Here is an 18,587-nt window from a genome sequence, read left to right on the forward strand (position 1 = left end):
GAACAAGCCTCATCCTGAACCCCAATGTTCATTTCCCTGCCGCAGGCGAGGGAGAAGCTTCGTTTCGTTGCCGTGCTTCGGCCAGCTTGCGCTGCTGTTCCTGGGTCTCGGCTTGCATCTCCTCCAGAAACGAAGCGGCGCGCTTTGAGAGAGCATCGAGCCGCTTTCCGTTTTCCTTGATCGCGGCATTCAAGGCCGCGACTTCCGGATCGACCTGTTCCTGCACGACCTTGGCCCGAATGAGCTGGCGCAGATCCCGGCCAAGCTCCTTCGATTTGCCCTCCTTACCCTCAGCCTTGAGCCCAAGGGTCAACAAGGTCTCGACCGCCTGTTCTCGGTGCCGGCGCAATGTGCCGATCAGATCGGTTGCCAGCGGCTTGTAATTCTTCGTGGCCATATCAGCGGCGATGCGCTTCCAGATGTCCTCGGTGGTAACAGGAGAGGCATCACCCAGGGCGCGGCTGCGCTTCTCAGCCTCATGGACGGCCGCTCCCGAAACCAGGGTCCATGTGGCGCCGCGGCTCCGGCTTTCTGCGACATAGCCTTTGAAGCTGCTGATGCCGGCACTGCCGCGCGGCAAGGCGTTGATATGCTCTTCCGAGGTCAGGCCTTGGGCGGCGTCGATGGTCAGGGCATGGCCATAGCCGAGCATCAGGCGCTGCGTCTTTGGATCGATCAGACGCCTCATTTCAACGGAGCCGATCCGGCCTTTCTTGTCCTTGAAAGTGAAGCCATCGGCACTTCTGCCGACAACCTCGACGATGTCGCCATTGTCGCCGATCGAGCCGCCCTTGCCATCGATCGTCGCCCAAGTGCGCCGATAAAGGCGCAGCTTGTCGCCCGTGGCGATCCGGAGGTCATAGGTCTCGCCGCGCTGGTCGATCGCCTTATAAAGCTTTTCATCGGCGCCGATCTCGCCACGCGCCTTGAGCCGTTCGCGGATGGCCTGGCTGATGTCGGCCGCATCCTGATTGGTCAAGGCGGAGACGGTGATGCTCTTCTTCGGATCCTCCGCGCGCAGGATGTCGCGACGCTGCATGTAGAGGTCTGCGATCTGGCCGATGACCTGATCCTGATCGCCGCCGAGGAGGCGGGCGGTGCCATCCTCGATCTTCATCCCCAGGGCCTCGCCGGCCTTGCCTTCCCGGAAGAGATTGGCGATGTCGCGGTCGCGCCGCGTGCGCTGGCGCACGGTCGTCAGGAGCGCGGGCAGGGCCTCCTTCGGGAGGACGCGCTTCAGGATCTCGATCGTGTCGCCGGCTTCGATCGACTGTGCCTGTTCCCGGTCGCCCAGGGCCTTGATGGTCATGCCGGTCTCGGCCTGGACCTCGAGGAGCTTCAGCATGGCGCGCGGGCCGATCTGGCTGACTTCGTCGATCACGATGACAGTGTTGTGGGTCGGCTTGACGGTTCCCTTGTCGATGGCTTGCAGCAAGGCCTCGACGCCGGCTGTCTTCTCGATGCCGGCATTGGCCAGGGTTGTTGTGTCGGGCTGGCCCTCGACGCCAAGCGATTGCAGGAAGGGCTGAAGGGCGACGGTCTTGTCGATACCAGCATCCTTCAAGGCATCGGCTTGCCGCCAGGCGGTGGCAACGCCGATCACTTCGCGGCCACCCGCATCATAGCGGGTGTCAGCCTTCCAGGCGGCGACGAGGGGTTGCAGGAGTGTCGTCTTGCCGGACCCGGCCACGCCCGTCAGGAGGGTCAAGCGCCCGCCCTCGCCGAGTGCATGAATCGCCGCGCGCTGCGCCGCTCCATGTTCGGGTTCAGTGGTGAAATCCAGGCCGGAGGCGTTGATCGCTGCCTTGACGGTTTGAGCAGAGAGCGCGCCGTCCTTGTCCCGCGCTACGGCCCGGGCCTTATTGGCGAGCTCGGTCTCGATGCGGATCTGCGCCGTATTGGTGATCCGCACCTTGTCCTCCATCCGGCTGGTAATCAGCGCCACATGCTCGCCCTGGAGGGTGAGGCCGCGTTGTTCGAGGAGAGTGACCACTTTGTCGATGTCGTCGCGACCATGGGCTATGCCGGCACCGATGAGGCCACGCACGGCATGGACGCGCAACCGATCATGGTTGAGGACGGCGGCCGTCTTGAAATCCTCGGCCAGGCGTTTGGCAGCGAAGTCATAGGCTTTGTCGTAGCGCTCCGCGTCGGTCAGGGCCTCGTGCCTGACCCCGTTCAGGACGGTTTCATGCCGCCAGCCGATGGCTTCGGCCTGGGCCTTCCAGGCTTCCTTTTCGCCCTTGCCGTCTTGCTTGGCATAGCGCGAGACGACGCTCGATTCATTGAGGATCGTTTGCTTGCGCTCGATCGAGAGTTCGTCCCAATCAAGGCCCTGGCTCTTGGCGAAAGCCTTGGCCGAGCGCAGGACCTGCTGGCGGCGCTTGCTGAAGGTGTCCACCGCCTTTTGGGGAATGGCCTCGAGAACGACGGCTTCGTCCTTCTTGTCATAGCCGATCTCGGCGCCGAGGCGGCGCAACTCGTCGGCGAGGCGGGCCTGGAAATAGCCGCCGAGCTCATGGGTCAGATCGGACGTCAGCTCCTTGGTGTTGAGCGATCCGACACGGCCATCGGCCGTGACGACCATGTTCATCAGGAAATTATGGATATGGGCCTGGGGATCGCCCGCTGTCTTGGCCTCGACCAGATAGGTCGCCCCGCTTTTGCCGTCCTGCAGCTCGACGGTCGGCCGGGCGACGTGATGCCGGAAGCTCACCCAGCCGACATCACCGGGATCGACGCCTTCCTCGCCGCCTTTGCCGCGCCGCGCGAAACCGAGGCGGCCGGCCGCATAGCGCATGGCGGCATCATTGGCGCGGTCAATAGCGTTCCAGATCGCCGCGCTTTCAGCGGGGGTCACGGCGAATTCGGCGGCGATCGTCACCGATTTATGCGGCGAGAAGGTGAAATCGAAACCGGATAGCGTTCGCTCGTGCTGGGACCAGCGCTCCCCATTATCCCCCCGCTTGCCCTCGAAGAGCCGGTCGAGGGCTTCGCTGGTCGGCATTTGGCTCGGATCGATGCCCGCGGCCTTGGCGAAGGCCGGGGTGATGTCTGGCCTCCAGGTGGCCCGGCTATCGCGGCCGGTATAATAGGACGTCAATCGGCTGCCCGGTTCGAGCTGTTTTTCTGGATGTTTGGTCGGGTCGTGGATGGGCGCGGTCTTGCCTTCGGTGAAATAGGTTCGCAGCACGACGCCTTGGGAATCCGCCGAGATCTTGCGGAAATTCATCATCGGCGGGCATCCCCTTGGCCATTTGGCGCGGCCGGGGTTTCCCTGCCCATCTGCAGGAGCTTTAGGATCTGCTGCAGGAGATTGAGCTGGTCTTTGCTCTGCCGGACGAGGTCGGTGAGGAGTTTATCGAGCGGAACCCGGTCGGGATCCATTTCGGGAGGGGTAAGAAGCTCGAGGATTAGGGCGTTCTGCTTGACCAGGGTGCCGAGGATCGCGGTTTGCTCCGTCTGCACCATCTGAATGGCTTGCAGGCGATTTTCGGTCGTGGGTTCTGGGCCGGTGGAAGAAATGGCCATGTGAGGTCTCCGGAATGGATGTTCTCAGCATGGCCAGAGGTCGTGAGAAGAGCACACATCTTCTGGCTGATGCCTAATCAAAAGCACGCACACAACAGCAAAAACGATTCAGGCAAAGAAGTCGGCTTGGCCAAGCGAGTTCGTTACGAATGTTATAGGAAGCATGGATCAGTGTTCCCGCTCCGATCTTTACATCTTCATCTTCGAAGCCCGAAACAGGTGGCCTGAGGGCTTTGCCCACGCGGTCCATGGACCGTTTAAACCAACTCCTACTTCTCATATCACGCAATTGTGATATGAGAATGCGCGCATAGGTGGAGCCAGACATATTGCCAGCTAAGGTTTAGCTAGTACTATGAAAAATATTTTACAGCTTCAGTATCAACCAATGATTTTGCTGTCGAGAGGGCGGATGACGCATGCATGCCCGCAGAGAGTCTAGATCATCGGTGGCTTGGCCGTGGCGGCGTTAGACCTTTATGCGTCATGACGAGGAATAGGCTAGTCATCATCGTAATTTGGTTTTCGCCTTAACGGAGAGTTTCCCATGACGTGGAAATTTAAAACAAAGAAAGGGGTTTTTGATTACGCCCCTGAATTCGAAGAACAGTATTCAGTCAATGATGATGGCACAGAAATACGCTTAGGTGGCACAATTAGTCGCTCATATACGCACTTATCCTTTGAATATGAGGGACGAGGTGTAAAATTTAGATTTTCCGCGATGCCTATTACGGAATATATAAAAAAAAACGATTTATATAACCTAGGTAAAGTATGTACGGTATATATATCATCGGCAAACAAGATTTATATAAGCCACGATCTTGGACTAAAGATCGCAGAAGACATCCGCGATATGCTTATAGATACATATAAATACTATAGATTTAGCGGCGATTCTCATCTTGAGGATGTTGTCTTCGATCAATACGCCAAGGCATTCTTAAACATTTAATATGCAATACGTAATAAAGGAAATTATATTATGCTTGACGCTACGACGCTTGCGCAGCTTCAGAATATAGCTAACGCTCAAACCAATGTCGGCGTCAAGAATGCTGTAGTCAATATCATAAACCTCGCGACCGGGAGCAATCCAGCCTCAAGCACTTTGGCGCAAACTGTCAACACATTGCTTGGCGGCCCGAACGGGCCGATGTCGGCCAAAGCCAATGGTTCTGCGCTATTCTATTCGGACGACGACAACAATCCAGGGAAGCCCAACCTCCAAGCGGCAAAGGACTGCCAGACGAGCCTAAAGGGGAATGGTTATTTTCTGGCCGACACCCAAGCAGGCGTGGCCGCAGAAAAGTTGGCAAATCAGGCTGACGCCTTGTCAGGCGCCGTTAATACTTCGCCAGCTGGCGACGCCATTATGGGCCTAGCGTCGGCGATGATGGGCGCGCAAGCGGACAACGCTTATGCCTTCGTCAGCAACGCCTATTCCGGAAGCATTTGGACGCAGTACGAACTGCCGGCGCTCCTGGGTCAAACGGGCAGCGAAGTGGGCACCGTCAACGGGCTCAACCTGAGCAACTACAATAATTACAGCCCCAGCCAAATTCAAAATCTGATCAGCGCGTCTCAGGCTTGCGACCCAAATAACCTTCCGCCTCCGACCGGCGGCGTTCCTGCGAATGATAACCTGAGCACAACGCAGATGATCGCGCTAGGCCTGCTCGGCGCGGCGACGACAGTCGGTGTTGGCGCCTTGATCATTTTGGGCGCGCCTGTGGAAATTCCTGCGCTTGGTGTCGGCGGAATAATGTTGTTGCTAACAACGAGTCAAGCCGCCGCTAAACCTATTGCGCCGACAACCACGGATGCGGCGTCACAATATCAATTTCAGTGGCAACTCAACACCTACAATGGCGCTCAGATTGCACCGGCGCTCGGCTATATTCTGGCGCAGGCTCAGGGCGCGCCAAATGTGTCGTCACTTGCAATGCAGGTTCAGCCGAGCTTGGTCAGCCTTCGTAACCTTGTGACGCAGAGCAATTCGCCATTGTTCGCTCAGACGACCGATTCTTCTGGAAACTTGGTGAATGTTACGATTCAATCGAACTCAAGCAATTCACTGCTAATTCAGTTGGCTTCCGCGACAGCGACCACGGCGGTGAATCCTGCGACAATCGATGTCGGCTTTAACAATTCGGGCGGAACGTCATTTGAGCAAACAACTGTAACCAACGCCAATGGCTCGGCCGCGGTTTTGATCTCAGGAGACGACAATAACGCGTCAATCAACAATTCTACCATTTCCCTGAATTCAGGCGCGACAGCTACGATCACTGGAAACTCCAACACCTTCGCCCTCGGATCTGACTCCTCCGTCACGCTGAACAGCCAGGGCGGGAGCAACACGGTGACCGTGACAGGTGACCCGTGGTTCAGCTGGCTGGCTTCGCAGACGACGCGGTTCGAGGCGGATGCGAACGGTGTCCGTGTGGGTTACCCCGGTGGCAATCTGGGGACGGACTATTCTCTCAATGACCAAGGACAGATCACGGCGGCGCCGGTCTTCATGGGCTTCGGGCTGGGCGGCGGCTATGCCTCGGACAGCGCGGAAGCGGGCAGCCTGCAATCGAGTGTGAGCGGCACGATTCCGGCCGACACATCGTCTGGCCCCCCTCTCGACGCCTGGCTGTCGTCGGTGGTGGTGATCAATCTCGGCGGCGGGGTGGGCAGCGGGACGCTTTATACCGCGCCGTCAGGCTTCATTCAGGGCGGCCGCGTCCTGAGCTCAACCGATATGGCGGTGATTTACCCCAACGCCAACAATGACGGCGTCTTCAACAATTCCCCTTCAGGCAATGTCGCCGGCTATAATCGGTCGGCCAATGACCAGCTGTCGGCTCCCTCCCAGAACCTGCAGGACCTCGTCGGCGGCACGGTTTCGGCGCTGCAGACCTTATCATCGGTGAGCCCGCTGTTTGGAGCCGCCCTTGCCGACATGGCCAGCAACGCCAGCAGCTGGATCAATACCGATCCCCTGGTGATCGGCACGACGAGCGCCGGCATCACACTGACCAATTGGATCTCCAATGCGGTCTATTTCGATACCAATGTGAACCCCACGACCTTGCAGGCCGATGGCAAGCTGCATCACACCAGCTGGGTCTCGGGTGGCACCGGCATCGTGGCGCTCGACCGCAACGGCAATGGCCAGATCGACGACATCACCGAGACCCTGTCGGAGTTCTTCCAGGGCGGCTCGAACCCCGGCCATTACGCCGATGGCCTCGATGCGCTGAAAAGCCTGGCGCAGGCGGGGGCGAGCGTGTTTTCCGCCGCGACCTCTCTGACCGATCCCACGACCCACCAGAGCTATTGGAGCGAGCTCAGGGTGTGGCTGGACGCCAACCAGAACGGCGTCACCGATGCGGGCGAGTTGAAGACGCTGAATGATCTCGGCATCACCTCGATCAATCTTGTGGGCTCGGGCAACCTGGGGGAATCGCTGGAAGGCAGCGCGGTGACCAACCGCACGACCTATACGAAGAGCGACGGCAGTAGCGGCGCGGTAGCGGCGGTGGATTTTGCCACCAATACGGTCGGCGACATCGCCACCTCCGCCAATGGCGGCATCACCATCCAGTCAGTGCCGGAAGGCGGCGCGACGCCGTCGAACAGCTTCGTCATCAAGAACACCTCCGCCCATGCCTATACGCTCTCTAACGGGCAGCTCATTGATAATACGACGGGGCAGACCGTCATCGCCAGCGGCACCAAGGGTGTCTTCAGCACCAATCAAAACGACAGCATCGCCGTGGCTTCCAGCGATCCGACACCCTATTGGCTGGGCGGCGGCACTGGCGCGGCGACGCTGACGGGGGGCGCGGGCAATACGGTCTTCTTGATCAATTCCAAGACCATCGTGCATGGCGGCACGGGCTTCAACATCGCCGAGGTTACGGACGCCAAGCCCATCACCGTTGATCTCAAGACCGCCAATCTGCAGGAGGTCATCGGCGGTGCGGGCGACGGCGTGTTCAACGCCTCTGGCACCAATTGGAACGTTTTCATCCAGGGTGGTTCCGGCAATAATATCATCATCGGTGGGACCGCCAATGACGCGCTGGCGGGCGGTACGGGGGATGACCTCATCGAGGCCGGCACCGGGGGGTCGGTCATCCATGCGGGAGCGGGCAATGACGTGATCTACGGCGGCTCGGGTTCGACCTCCACGGCCCAGCCTGCCTATGTCAATGCGGGTAATACCGCCGATATTTCCTATGTCGAGCGGCTCTACGAGGGCGGCTTTGGCCGAGAAGCCAGTGCTGGAGAACTGCAATGGTGTGTGTCTGTTCTCGGCAATGGCAGCGTAGACCGAGTGACGCTTGCCTCATATTTCCTCAGTAATCCAGAATGGCAAAACCGGTTCGGGACACAGACCGACGCGCAATTTGTGACGAGCGTGTTCGATAACTTCCTGGGGCGCGATCCCAGTGCCGGGGAACTGGCGCAGTTCACGCAAGCTCTTGCCGACGGAGCACCCCGTAGCTATGCGCTGGAATCAGTCGCTGACAACGCTCAATCCCAGACCTATTGGGGGCTCCACCACCCGGGCGCGAGCGACGTCATCTATGGTGGCTCCGGTCATGACACGATCGTGCTCGGCACCAACAATGCCGTGGTCTATGCCGGCTCCGGAACGATGACGGTGGTCGGCAACGCCAATGGCTTCTCGACCGTCGGCCTGCACGGCAGCTATGCCGATTATACGCTAACCCATAATGCCGATGGGACGATCACCGTGACCAATATCGGCCATGAAGATGGCGACGGCACGGTGACGATGAAGAATGTCACGGCTCTGGATTTCAAGGACTTCATCCAGGTTGATATTGCCACCGCCCTGGGCATGCCGGTCGATGACACGTTGAACACCGGCAACGCCAGCCAGGTCACGGTCAATGCATCCGGCCAATATGTGATCAGCGCCATAACGCTGCTCGCCAATGATCTCGATTATGCGGGCAAATCGCTGTCGATCCGGGAACTTCTCGACAATAATGGCAATGCCATCGCGCGCGGTTCGAGCGGCCAGGTGAACGGCGGCATTGCGATGCTCAGTACGGATGGTTCGAGCATTACCTTCACACCCACGCCGGGTTTCGCCGGGGTGATGAGCTTTCGCTATCACGTCGAGGACAGCGACGGCCAGACCGGCCAATCCGTCGTCCAGACCGGTACGTCCAATACGGCGGAACTGGCGGCGACGGTTTCCCTCGTCACGCCGTCTCAGCCGACCGACCCTCTTTTCGCCAAGGAATGGTTCCTGCAGGCGGCGGATGTCATCCCGCTGCTCAAGCACTATACCGGGGCGGGGGTTTCCGTCGGCATTTTCGATGGCTCCGGCAATGTGGATTTCTCCAACCCGGATCTTTCAGCCCATGCCGGGCAGTCGGTCAAGCTCGACGGCACGCCGGGGATCACGCAGACCGGCACCCATGCGACCCTCATCGCGGGCGTCCTCGGCGCCGCCATCGACGGTGAAGGCGCGGTCGGTGTGGCGCCCGACGCGACGTTGAACAGCGAGGCTGTTGGCCTCGTGGGGATGTCGACGCAGACCGATGCGAATCTCATGGACTGGTCGAATTACGACGTCGTCAACAATAGTTTCAGCGTGAAGCCTCCCTTTTACAATCTCGGCCTTTCCCCTGCCGGTTCAGCGTCGGAACTGACGGCGTTTCTAAACGCGATCCAGAACGGGCGACAGGGCTATGGCACGATCATCGTCATGGGAGGCGGCAATAGCCGCGCCCAGGGGGAAAACACCAATGATTCCTATTTGACGAGCTCGCCCTATGCGATCACGGTCGGCGGAATCAATGCCACGACCGATCTGTCCACCTTGCGGATTTCCGGGGCACCGTTCAGCGATCCCGGCTATTCGATCCTCATTTCGGCGCCGGCCAACAATATTACCTCCGACGGAGTGGCCTACACCAATGCCTATGGCCAGAACTTCGGCTCCACCGTCAAGACAGCGGAAGGAACGTCTTTCGCGACGCCGATCGTGTCCGGCGTGGTCGCTGATATGCTGCAGGCCAATCCTTATCTCTCCTGGAAGGATGTACAGCAGATCCTCGCCTATTCGGCGGTAAAAGTCGATCCCAACGATACCAATCCCTTTGTGGCCGGCTCAACAGCAGGATCGGGCTGGGCCTTCAACGGGGCGACGAATTGGAACGGTGGCGGCCTCCACTATAGCCCAGATTACGGCTTCGGCGAAGTCGACGCCCGCGCCGCAGTGCGGCTGGCCCAAAGCTGGAGCAGCTTTGGCATTTATACAGACGTTTTCTCCCATGATACTTATGTCATTAGCACTCCTTTATCATCGGGACCCTTTTCCAAAACTTTCACAGAATCCTCGACGACGGACACCGTCGAGACTGTTCAGGTGCGTGTCAAGATCTCGAATGCTATTCGTAGCAACCTGACCATTACATTGATATCGCCGTCCGGCGTCACCAGCACGCTCATGGCGCGGCCTGGATCGGTCATCGGCCCAATCGCGGATGCGGCGAATTTTGTTCCGGGGGCCTTCGATGATTTTACGCCAGGCACGTTTGATTATACGTTCATGACACAGGCGGACCGTGGGGAAGCCTTTCAAGGCAATTGGACTGTCAACATCTCGGATGCCGCTGGATCCACCTCCCAGGCGATTGTAACAGACGTCAAAATTATCCTACAAGGCAACTACACGGCTGGTAAGCCACAGACATTCATTTATACAGACGAATTCGCCACTCTCTCAAGCACACCGGGCAATGCTCTCTACGATCCGAATAATGCCGCGCGGTTTACTCTCACGGGATCAGGCTATCAGGATACACTGAATGTTTCGGCAACAACCGGGGCGGTCAATCTCGATCTTGTCACCGGCTCCACCGACAGCACCATCGACGGCCGTTATCTTGCCATTGCGCCAGGTTCAAAGATCAACAAGGTTTACCTCGGTGATGGTGTTTCAACGGTCCATCTCAATGCCGATAACGACATCATCAATACGGGCGCCGGCAATGCCATTCTTTATGGCGGGGCGGGGTTTGACATCTACAACATTGGCAAATGGCTCCAGCGTTCGATCCCTGCTGGGAACACAACCATCTATGGAGGCAGTGGTGGCAGCGCGGTCTATATCGGGGACGAGGCGGGTAGCAACATATTGGTCGGAGGAGCTGGCGTTGACACCGTGTCCTATTCCTCGGCCTCTGCGGGTGTCACGGTCAACCTGGGGGTGACGACGGCGCAGGCCACCCGCAGCACGGGGACCGATACGTTGTTGGGCTTCGAGAACCTGACCGGCTCGGCCTACAACGATGTGCTCACTGGCAATGGCGGCAACAATGTCATCGATGGTGGGGCCGGCAATGACACGATCGACGGGGGTCCCGGCAACGACACACTGATTGGCGGGGCTGGGATCGACACTGTGAGCTATGCCTCGGCGACCTCCGGGGTGACGGTGAGCCTGGCCCTCACCACGGCGCAGGCCACGGGCGGGGCCGGAACCGACACGCTGTCGGGCTTCGAGAACCTGACCGGCTCGGCCTATAATGATGTGCTGACAGGCGATAGCGGCGACAATGTCATCGACGGGGGTGCCGGCAATGATCTCATCGACGGGGGCCTTGGGAACGACACGCTGATTGGCGGGGCCGGGATCGATACATTGACCTATGCCTCGGCGACCTCCGGGGTGACGGTGAGCCTGGCCCTCACCACGGCGCAGGCCACGGGCGGGGCCGGAACCGATACGCTCTCCGGCTTCGAGAACCTGACCGGCTCGGCCTATAATGATGTGCTCACTGGCAGTGGCGGCGATAACGTGATCGACGGCGGAGCCGGCAATGATCTCATCGACGGGGGCCTCGGGAACGACACGCTGATCGGCGGGGCCGGTGTGGACACGGTGACCTATGTTTCGGCGACCTCCGGGGTGACGGTGAGCCTGGCCCTCACCACGGCGCAGGCCACGGGAGGGGCGGGGACCGATACGCTCTCCGGCTTCGAGAACCTGACCGGCTCGGCCTACAGCGATGTCCTGACAGGGGATGGCGGCGACAACGTCATCGACGGTGGCGCCGGCAACGATACCCTCTATGGCGGGGCTGGCAACGATACGCTGATCGGTGGGGCCGGCAACGACAAACTCCAGGGCGGCGCCGGCGATGATACGCTGGATGGGGGCGCCGGGACCGATGCGGCAAGCTATACCCAGGCTTTGGCTGGCGTGACGGTGAGCCTCGCCGTGAGCGGGCCGCAGAACACGATCGGGGCGGGAACCGATACGCTGCTGAATATCGAGAACCTCACGGGCTCGATCTATGACGATGTGCTGACCGGGGATGCCGGCAACAATGTCATCGATGGTAACGCCGGCAACGATCTCATCGACGGGGGCCTCGGCAATGACACGCTGATCGGCGGGAGCGGGACCGACACGGTGAGCTATGCCTCGGCGACCTCCGGGGTCACGGTGAGCCTGGCCCTCACGACGGCGCAGAACACCGGTGGCGCGGGCACCGATACGCTGTCGGGCTTCGAGAACCTGACCGGCTCGGCCTACAACGATGTCCTGACAGGGGATAGCGGCAATAACGTCATCGACGGCGGCCTCGGCAACGACACGCTGGATGGTGGGGCCGGTGTGGATACGGTGACCTATGTTTCAGCGACCTCCGGGGTCACGGTGAGCCTGGCCCTCACCACGGCACAGGCGACCGGAGGGGCGGGAACCGACACCCTGTCGGGCTTCGAGAACCTGACCGGCTCGGCCTACAGCGATGTCCTGACAGGGGATGGCGGCGACAACGTCATCGACGGTGGCGCCGGCAACGATACCCTCTATGGCGGGGCTGGCAACGATACGCTGATCGGTGGGGCCGGCAACGACAAACTCCAGGGCGGCGCCGGCGATGATACGCTGGATGGGGGCGCCGGGACCGATGCGGCAAGCTATACCCAGGCTTTGGCTGGCGTGACGGTGAGCCTCGCCGTGAGCGGGCCGCAGAACACGATCGGGGCGGGAACCGATACGCTGCTGAATATCGAGAACCTCACGGGCTCGATCTATGACGATGTGCTGACCGGGGATGCCGGCAACAATGTCATCGATGGTAACGCCGGCAACGATCTCATCGACGGGGGCCTCGGCAATGACACGCTGATCGGCGGGACCGGGATCGACACGGTGACCTATACCTCGGCGACCTCCGGGGTCACGGTGAGCCTGGCCCTCACGACGGCGCAGAACACGGGCGGGGCGGGGACCGATACGCTCTCCGGCTTCGAGAACCTGACCGGCTCGGCCTATAACGATGTCCTGACAGGCGATGCCGGCAATAACGTGATCAACGGCGGCGCGGGCAATGACATCCTTGTCGGCAGCGCGGGGAGCGATACCCTGGATGGCGGCGCCGGCAATGATGTCTATATCTACCATCAGGCCGATGGCAACATGCTGATCCATGATGCCGGAGACAGCAGCGGCCCGACGCCCTTCAATACCCTGTCCTTCGCCGATCTCACGCTGTCCAATCTGCTGTTTTCACAGAGTGGCACGGATCTGGTCATCGGCATTGCCGGCACCGGCCATTCGATCACGGTGCAGAATGAACTGGGCGCTTCAGGCCTCGACGGCATCCAGCAGATCAATTTCGCCGATGGCTCCAACATGACGCATGCGCAAATCCTTGCGCATGCCTGAGTTTTGCTTTTCCAGACGGCGGCACGGTTTGGCGGGCTGCCGTTTTCTTCCTTTTTTCTTCTTTCTTTTCTTCCTTCCTTCTTTCGGCTTTTTGCATGAACAGTTCTGCTGGTGATCCTGCCTCCGGCACACCACTCGATTCCGGCCTCTGTGCTCTTGTCGCCATCGCGGGCTTCTATCGGATCGCCGGCGATCCCTCACAATTGGCGCATACATTGGCCCTCGACACCCGTGCGGCCGACGAAGAGGATCTCGTGCGCGGCGCGCATTGCCTCGGCCTCAAGGCCCGCCTCCTTCGTCAGGCGACGCCGAAGCGTCTGGCGGTCTTGCCAAGGCCGGCCATCGCCCGCTTGCGCTCTGGTTCTTTTGCCATTCTCGGCCATGCGATGGCCGACGGCACGCACCGGCTCATCGATCCGCTGACGCGGATCGAGCGCATGATGCCCCTCGACGATCTGGTCGCGGCGATTGAACCCCTGGTGATCCTCGTCGCGCGTCGTTTCAATGGCGTCGGCACCGATCCAAAGACTTTCGGCTTCCGCTGGTTTTTGCCCTCGCTCTGGCGCTATCGCAAGCCTTTGGGCCATGTGCTGCTCGCCTCCTTGTTCGTCCAGCTCTTTGCCCTCGTCACGCCGCTGTTCTTCCAGGTGGTGATCGACAAGGTGCTACCGCACAAGGGCTATGCCACTTTGTTCGTGCTGATCGGCGGTCTCGTCCTCGTCGGCCTGTTCGATGCCGTGCTGAACTATCTGCGGACCTACGCCCTGTCCCATACGACGAACCGCATCGACGTCGAACTCGGCCAGCGCCTCTTTCAGCATCTCCTGCGCCTGCCGCTTGGCTATTTCGAGAGCCGTTCGGCGGGACAGACGGTGGCCCGCCTGCGCGAACTCGAGGTCATCAGAAGCTTTCTGACCGGCCAGGGCCTGTTTTCGGTGATCGATCTGCTCTTCACCTTCATCTTCATCGGCGTGCTTCTCGCCTATTCCTGGCCATTGACGCTGGTCGTCCTCGCTGCCATCCCCTTCTATGTTCTGATTGCCGCCCTGGTGCGGCCGCCCCTGCGCGACAAGATCAAGGAGCGGTTCGATCGCGGCGCCGAAAGCCAGCAGTTCCTGGTCGAGACGGTCGTCGGCATGCATACGGTCAAGGCGAGCGCGGTCGAACCGCTGATGCAAGCGCAATGGGAGGAAAAGCTGGCCGCCTCGGTCAAGACCGCCTTCAGCGCGACGCTGCTCGGCGCCGGCGGACAGAACGCCATCACCTATGTCAGCAAGCTGGCGCATGCGGCGCTGCTGCTGTTCGGCGCCAAGGCGGTCATTGACGGCGACCTGTCGGTCGGCGCCTTCATCGCCTTCACCATGATCGCCGGCCAGGTGACCCAACCGGTGCTGCGGCTATCGCAGCTCTGGCAGGATTTTCAGCAGGTGCAGATCTCGGTCGAGCGGATCGGCGATATTCTCAACGCGCCGCCGGAACGGTTCGCCGCGACCCTGGTGGCTCTGCCGCGCCCGACTGGCGCCATCGAATTGCGCAACGTCAGCTTCAGCTATCGCCCGGGCGCCCCCGCCATTGTGAAGAATCTGTCCCTCGCGATCCCATCCGGCGCGGTCGTCGGCATCGTCGGCCCCTCCGGTTCGGGCAAGTCGACCCTCACCAAACTGTTGCAGCGCATGTACATGCCGGATGAGGGTCAGATCCTGTTCGACGGTCTGGACATCGCCCAGTGCGATCCCGCCTGGCTGCGGCGGCACATCGGGGTCGTGCTGCAGGACAGCCTCCTCTTCAACCGCACGATCCATGACAACATCGCCTTTTCCAACCCCGCGATGACACGGGCCCAGGCCATCGCCATGGCGCGGCTCGCCGGCGCCGATGCCTTCATCGGCCGCTTGCCGCAAGGCTATGACACGCTGATCGAGGAGCGCGGCGCCAATCTGTCCGGCGGCCAGCGCCAGCGCATCGCCATCGCCCGGGCGCTCGCGTCCAATCCGCCGATCCTGATCTTCGACGAGGCGACCAGCGCCCTGGATTATGAGAGTGAACGGATCATCCAGGAGAATATGAAGAAGATCACCAAGAACCGCACGGTGATCATCGTCGCCCATCGCCTGGCCGCCGTCCGGCAATGCGATACGATCCTCGGCATGATCGAGGGCCGCATCGTCGAAGCCGGCACCCATGACGAACTCCTGGCGCGCAAAGATGGCCTCTATGCCCGCCTGTGGCGCCTGCAGAACGATCCGGTGGCGGCATGAAGCGGGTTCTTGCCTTGCTGGGACGCCGAGGGGAACCCCGCGCCTTCCGGCCCGATCAGGAGTTTCTGCCAGCGGCCCTGGCGATCCTGGAAACACCCCCCTCGCCGATCGGTATCGCCCTGTTGTGCACGATCTGCCTGCTCGCCGTCACAGCTCTTGCCTGGGCCTCGTTCAGCCGCATCGATGTCATCGCCGTGGCGCAGGGCAAGATTCAGCCCGCCGGCCGGGTCAAACCGATCCAGCCGGTCGAAACCGGGAAAGTGATCGCGATCCAGGCCGCGAACGGCCAGCACGTCAAGCAGGGGGAGATCCTGGTGGCCCTCGATCCCGAGGATGCTCAGGCGGAAACCGTGGCGCTCACCATGAGCCTTGCCTCCTTCAAGGCTGAAATCCTGCGCCGCAAGGCGGCCCTCGAGGCAACGAAAGAGCACCTGCTCAGACCGCTGCCGCTCGTCCGGTGGGAGGAGGAGATCCCGCGTCCCATCCAGGAACGCGAGGAGCGGGTGCTGCGGGGCGACCTCGCCCTGTTCGCCGCACAGATCGAGGGCCTCGTTGCCCAGCGCCGGCAAAAGGAGGCCGAACAGGAGCGGCTCACCAAGACCATCGCCGCCCAGGAGGCTCTCCTGGCGACGCTGGACCAGCGCGTTGCCATGCGGGAGGCCCTGGTCCAGCACAGCGCCGGCACGCGGGCGAACCTTCTCGATGCGATCGAATCCCGCCAGTACCAGGACGTCATCCTCAAGACGCAGCAAGGGCAGAAGGCCGAGAACGTGGCAAGCCTCGCGGTTCTGATCCAGGACATCGCCAAGAGTTACGAGACGTTCACCGCCGAAAACAGCCAGAAGCTCGCGGATGCGGAACGCCAGGCCGATGAGAACGCGCAAAGGCTCGTCAAGGCCCGTGTCAAGCTCGGCCATATGCTGCTCACGAGCCCGATCGACGGCACGGTGCAGGCGCTCAGCGTGACGACGCCAGGCCAGGTGATCGCCAGCGGCGAGGAGATCATGCGGATCGTGCCGGACGCCCCGGTCCTTGAAATCGAATGCTATCTTCAGAACAAGGACAGCGGCTTCGTCAGGCCGGGCCAGGAAGCCGTCGTGAAGGTGGAATCCTTCCCGTTCACGCGGTTTGGCACCCTGGGGGCGGATGTCGTGCGGGTCGCGCAGGATGCGATCCCCGAACCCGATGCGCAGCTGATTGAAGGCAACCCCGCCAAATCGAACCGATCGACCGTGTTCGCGGGGGCGCAGCGGGTCCAGAATCTGGTGTTTCCCGTGACGCTCAGACTGGCCGCTTCGACGATGATCATCGAGGGGACCCCGGTTCCCCTCTCCCCGGGCATGGCCGTCAGCGTCGAGATCAAGACCGGCAGCCGCCGCGTCATCGACTATCTGTTCTCCCCGCTCGTCGAAGTGGTTACAAGCGCTATGCGGGAACGATAACAGCGTTCATGGGGCTACACACAAAGGCGGTGCTGTTTCTCCGGTCTCCCGTGCTTTCCATTGGACAGCCGGTCTAATAGTCCGTCAGCCGACTGCCCGGTTCGAGCTGCCCTTTTATCGTGAGGACGTCTTTCAGGATCTTTCCCTGCTCGGGCGTCAAGCCGATAAAGAAGCGAAGATCATCTTCATTGGCTTCGTTATTCTTCAACTGTTCTTCCAAAGACGGTTCAAAGGGGCCTTCTTGCTCACGGACGAAGGTTGGATCGTCTTTCAGATCGTAGCGGCCAGACTTGCGGATCGAGGGCAGGACCGTGCTCGTGACCCAATCCTGAAAATCTTGGCGCCCTCCGTTCGCGCCGTCATGATAAGTTTGTAAAGGCCGGATTCCGAGATCACGAGCCCGGCTTGGGGACCGCCAGGGGTGTGGTATGTAGCGACATCCTTTTCTATTTCATAAAGCTTTTCAGTTGCTTCCGTAGGTTTTGTATGGCTTAGGGCGGCGCAGGCATCGCTCGCAATAAACCAAGGCTCGCTATTTTTGAGAAATGTCCGGATCAGAGCGTCCTTGAAATAGAAGTCTTGCGTTTCGATCGGCTGCTCTTCGAGTTTCGGTTTTTGCGGCGCTTCATTCATATTCATAACATCCTGATTTATGACCGGTAATTTCTGCACGGCATGGCGTTGAGCCTCCCAAGGCTCCGCCAGTCAGGCGCAGATCAGGACATCATCCATCCATGAATAGAAGAAACGGCGCGGTTTCGCGGCCTCTCTACTGCTCGCCCTATACATGTGTATTTTCACTATGCGCCTTATGCGCGCTCGATCGGCGTGAGCGCCCAGCCTGCCCGGAGGGCAGGCCCCGCACCAGAGGTGCATTGGTGTGTACCTAATTCTTCTCGTTTTTTATGGCAGTAAAATAGCAGTGAGACGGCAGTCAAACAGCCGCGTAGCGGAAGTGAGATGGTCGTGAGACGGCAGTGAAAAACGGCCGATAAAAAAGTTTTCGTTTTTATCGTGAGCCGGTTCGACGTTTTGCACATGAGCAAAGCAAACACGGCCCAATTTTTTGAAAGCGTCAAAGCGCATGGATTTGTCCGCCGGTCAGCGGTCTATCGCTGGATGTGGACGAATTACGATGACTTGAGCGAGCTTCTTAAAGAGGCTCGGCCGAGTTGGATTGTGATCGCACGTGAGTTGAATGGAATTGGGCTGAGAGATGCTCGAGGCCGGGATTTGGCGTCGGATAATATTCGACGTGTTTGGCTGAGGGTCAGCCGTGATCTTGAAAAGGAACGGCAAGCGGCGCGCGCGCAACAGCGCCCCGCCGAGCCGGCCACGTCAGCGCGGGAAGAACCCAAGCGCTTCAATCCGTCCAGGCTGCCAGCCAATTACCGGCCTGATGTCGAAATCAAGCCTCAGCCATCCGTGCCAGCAACGTCAGGTCCTTATCAGGTTCCTGCCTCGATCGATGTTTCCGAGGTTCCGGAATTTTACACCCGAAAGGACGGCACGGTAGTCCATCGTACTCAGGAACAGAGGGAGAGAATAGCGCAACAACGAGCAGGGTTTGAAAAGGAAACACGCCATATTGATCGTTATATACTAACACAAAAAGCAAAGTAATGGAGAATA

Annotated in this window: 9 protein-coding genes; 5 read left to right on the top strand and 4 right to left on the bottom strand. The window is 60.1% G+C overall.

Features of this window, described 5'->3' with window-relative positions; genetic code table 11:
- Nucleotides 1–28 precede the first annotated feature (28 nt).
- Complete coding sequence (gene mobF, locus BIND_RS18780; protein ID WP_012382857.1) at nt 29–3,235, bottom strand: MobF family relaxase; 3,207 nt, start codon at nt 3,233–3,235, stop codon at nt 29–31.
- A complete protein-coding gene (locus tag BIND_RS18785) occupies nt 3,232–3,531 on the bottom strand; it encodes a hypothetical protein (protein WP_012382858.1) in 300 nt (99 codons plus the stop codon). Before BIND_RS18785 ends, mobF begins: the two co-directional genes overlap by 4 nt.
- Nucleotides 3,532–4,078: 547 nt before the next feature.
- Here BIND_RS18785 and BIND_RS18790 point away from each other — a divergent pair.
- The 4 genes from BIND_RS18790 to BIND_RS18805 all read left to right on the top strand — a co-directional run bounded on the left by BIND_RS18790 (nt 4,079) and on the right by BIND_RS18805 (nt 16,955).
- Nucleotides 4,079–4,489, top strand: coding sequence for a hypothetical protein (locus tag BIND_RS18790; protein WP_012382859.1), 411 nt, complete (start codon nt 4,079–4,081; stop codon nt 4,487–4,489).
- Between the two features lie 30 nt (nt 4,490–4,519).
- Entirely contained in the window at nt 4,520–13,255 is an 8,736-nt protein-coding gene (locus BIND_RS18795; protein WP_012382860.1) for a proprotein convertase P-domain-containing protein, read from the top strand.
- A 95-nt stretch (nt 13,256–13,350) separates the two neighbouring features.
- Complete coding sequence (locus BIND_RS18800; protein WP_012382861.1) at nt 13,351–15,513, top strand: peptidase domain-containing ABC transporter; 2,163 nt, start codon at nt 13,351–13,353, stop codon at nt 15,511–15,513.
- Entirely contained in the window at nt 15,510–16,955 is a 1,446-nt protein-coding gene (locus tag BIND_RS18805) for an HlyD family type I secretion periplasmic adaptor subunit (protein ID WP_012382862.1), read from the top strand. Before BIND_RS18800 ends, BIND_RS18805 begins: the two co-directional genes overlap by 4 nt.
- Before the next feature lie 73 nt (nt 16,956–17,028).
- Here the strand turns inward: BIND_RS18805 and BIND_RS21720 are convergent, their stop codons facing one another.
- Nucleotides 17,029–17,175: a hypothetical protein gene (locus tag BIND_RS21720; RefSeq protein ID WP_158304408.1), complete on the bottom strand. Its 147-nt coding sequence runs from the start codon at nt 17,173–17,175 to the stop codon at nt 17,029–17,031.
- A gap of 50 nt (nt 17,176–17,225) precedes the next feature.
- Nucleotides 17,226–17,588, bottom strand: a complete 363-nt coding sequence (locus tag BIND_RS18810; RefSeq protein WP_012382863.1) for a BRO-N domain-containing protein — start codon at nt 17,586–17,588, stop codon at nt 17,226–17,228.
- Nucleotides 17,589–17,969: 381 nt separating this feature from the next.
- On the opposite strand from BIND_RS18810, the gene BIND_RS18815 reads away from it, so the two are divergent.
- Nucleotides 17,970–18,578 carry a hypothetical protein gene (locus tag BIND_RS18815; RefSeq protein ID WP_041779062.1) on the top strand — a complete coding sequence of 203 codons (609 nt, stop codon included), beginning with the start codon at nt 17,970–17,972 and terminating at the stop codon, nt 18,576–18,578.
- Nucleotides 18,579–18,587 lie beyond the last annotated feature (9 nt).

This window comes from Beijerinckia indica subsp. indica ATCC 9039 (assembly GCF_000019845.1).
Classification (GTDB): Bacteria; Pseudomonadota; Alphaproteobacteria; order Rhizobiales; family Beijerinckiaceae; genus Beijerinckia; species Beijerinckia indica.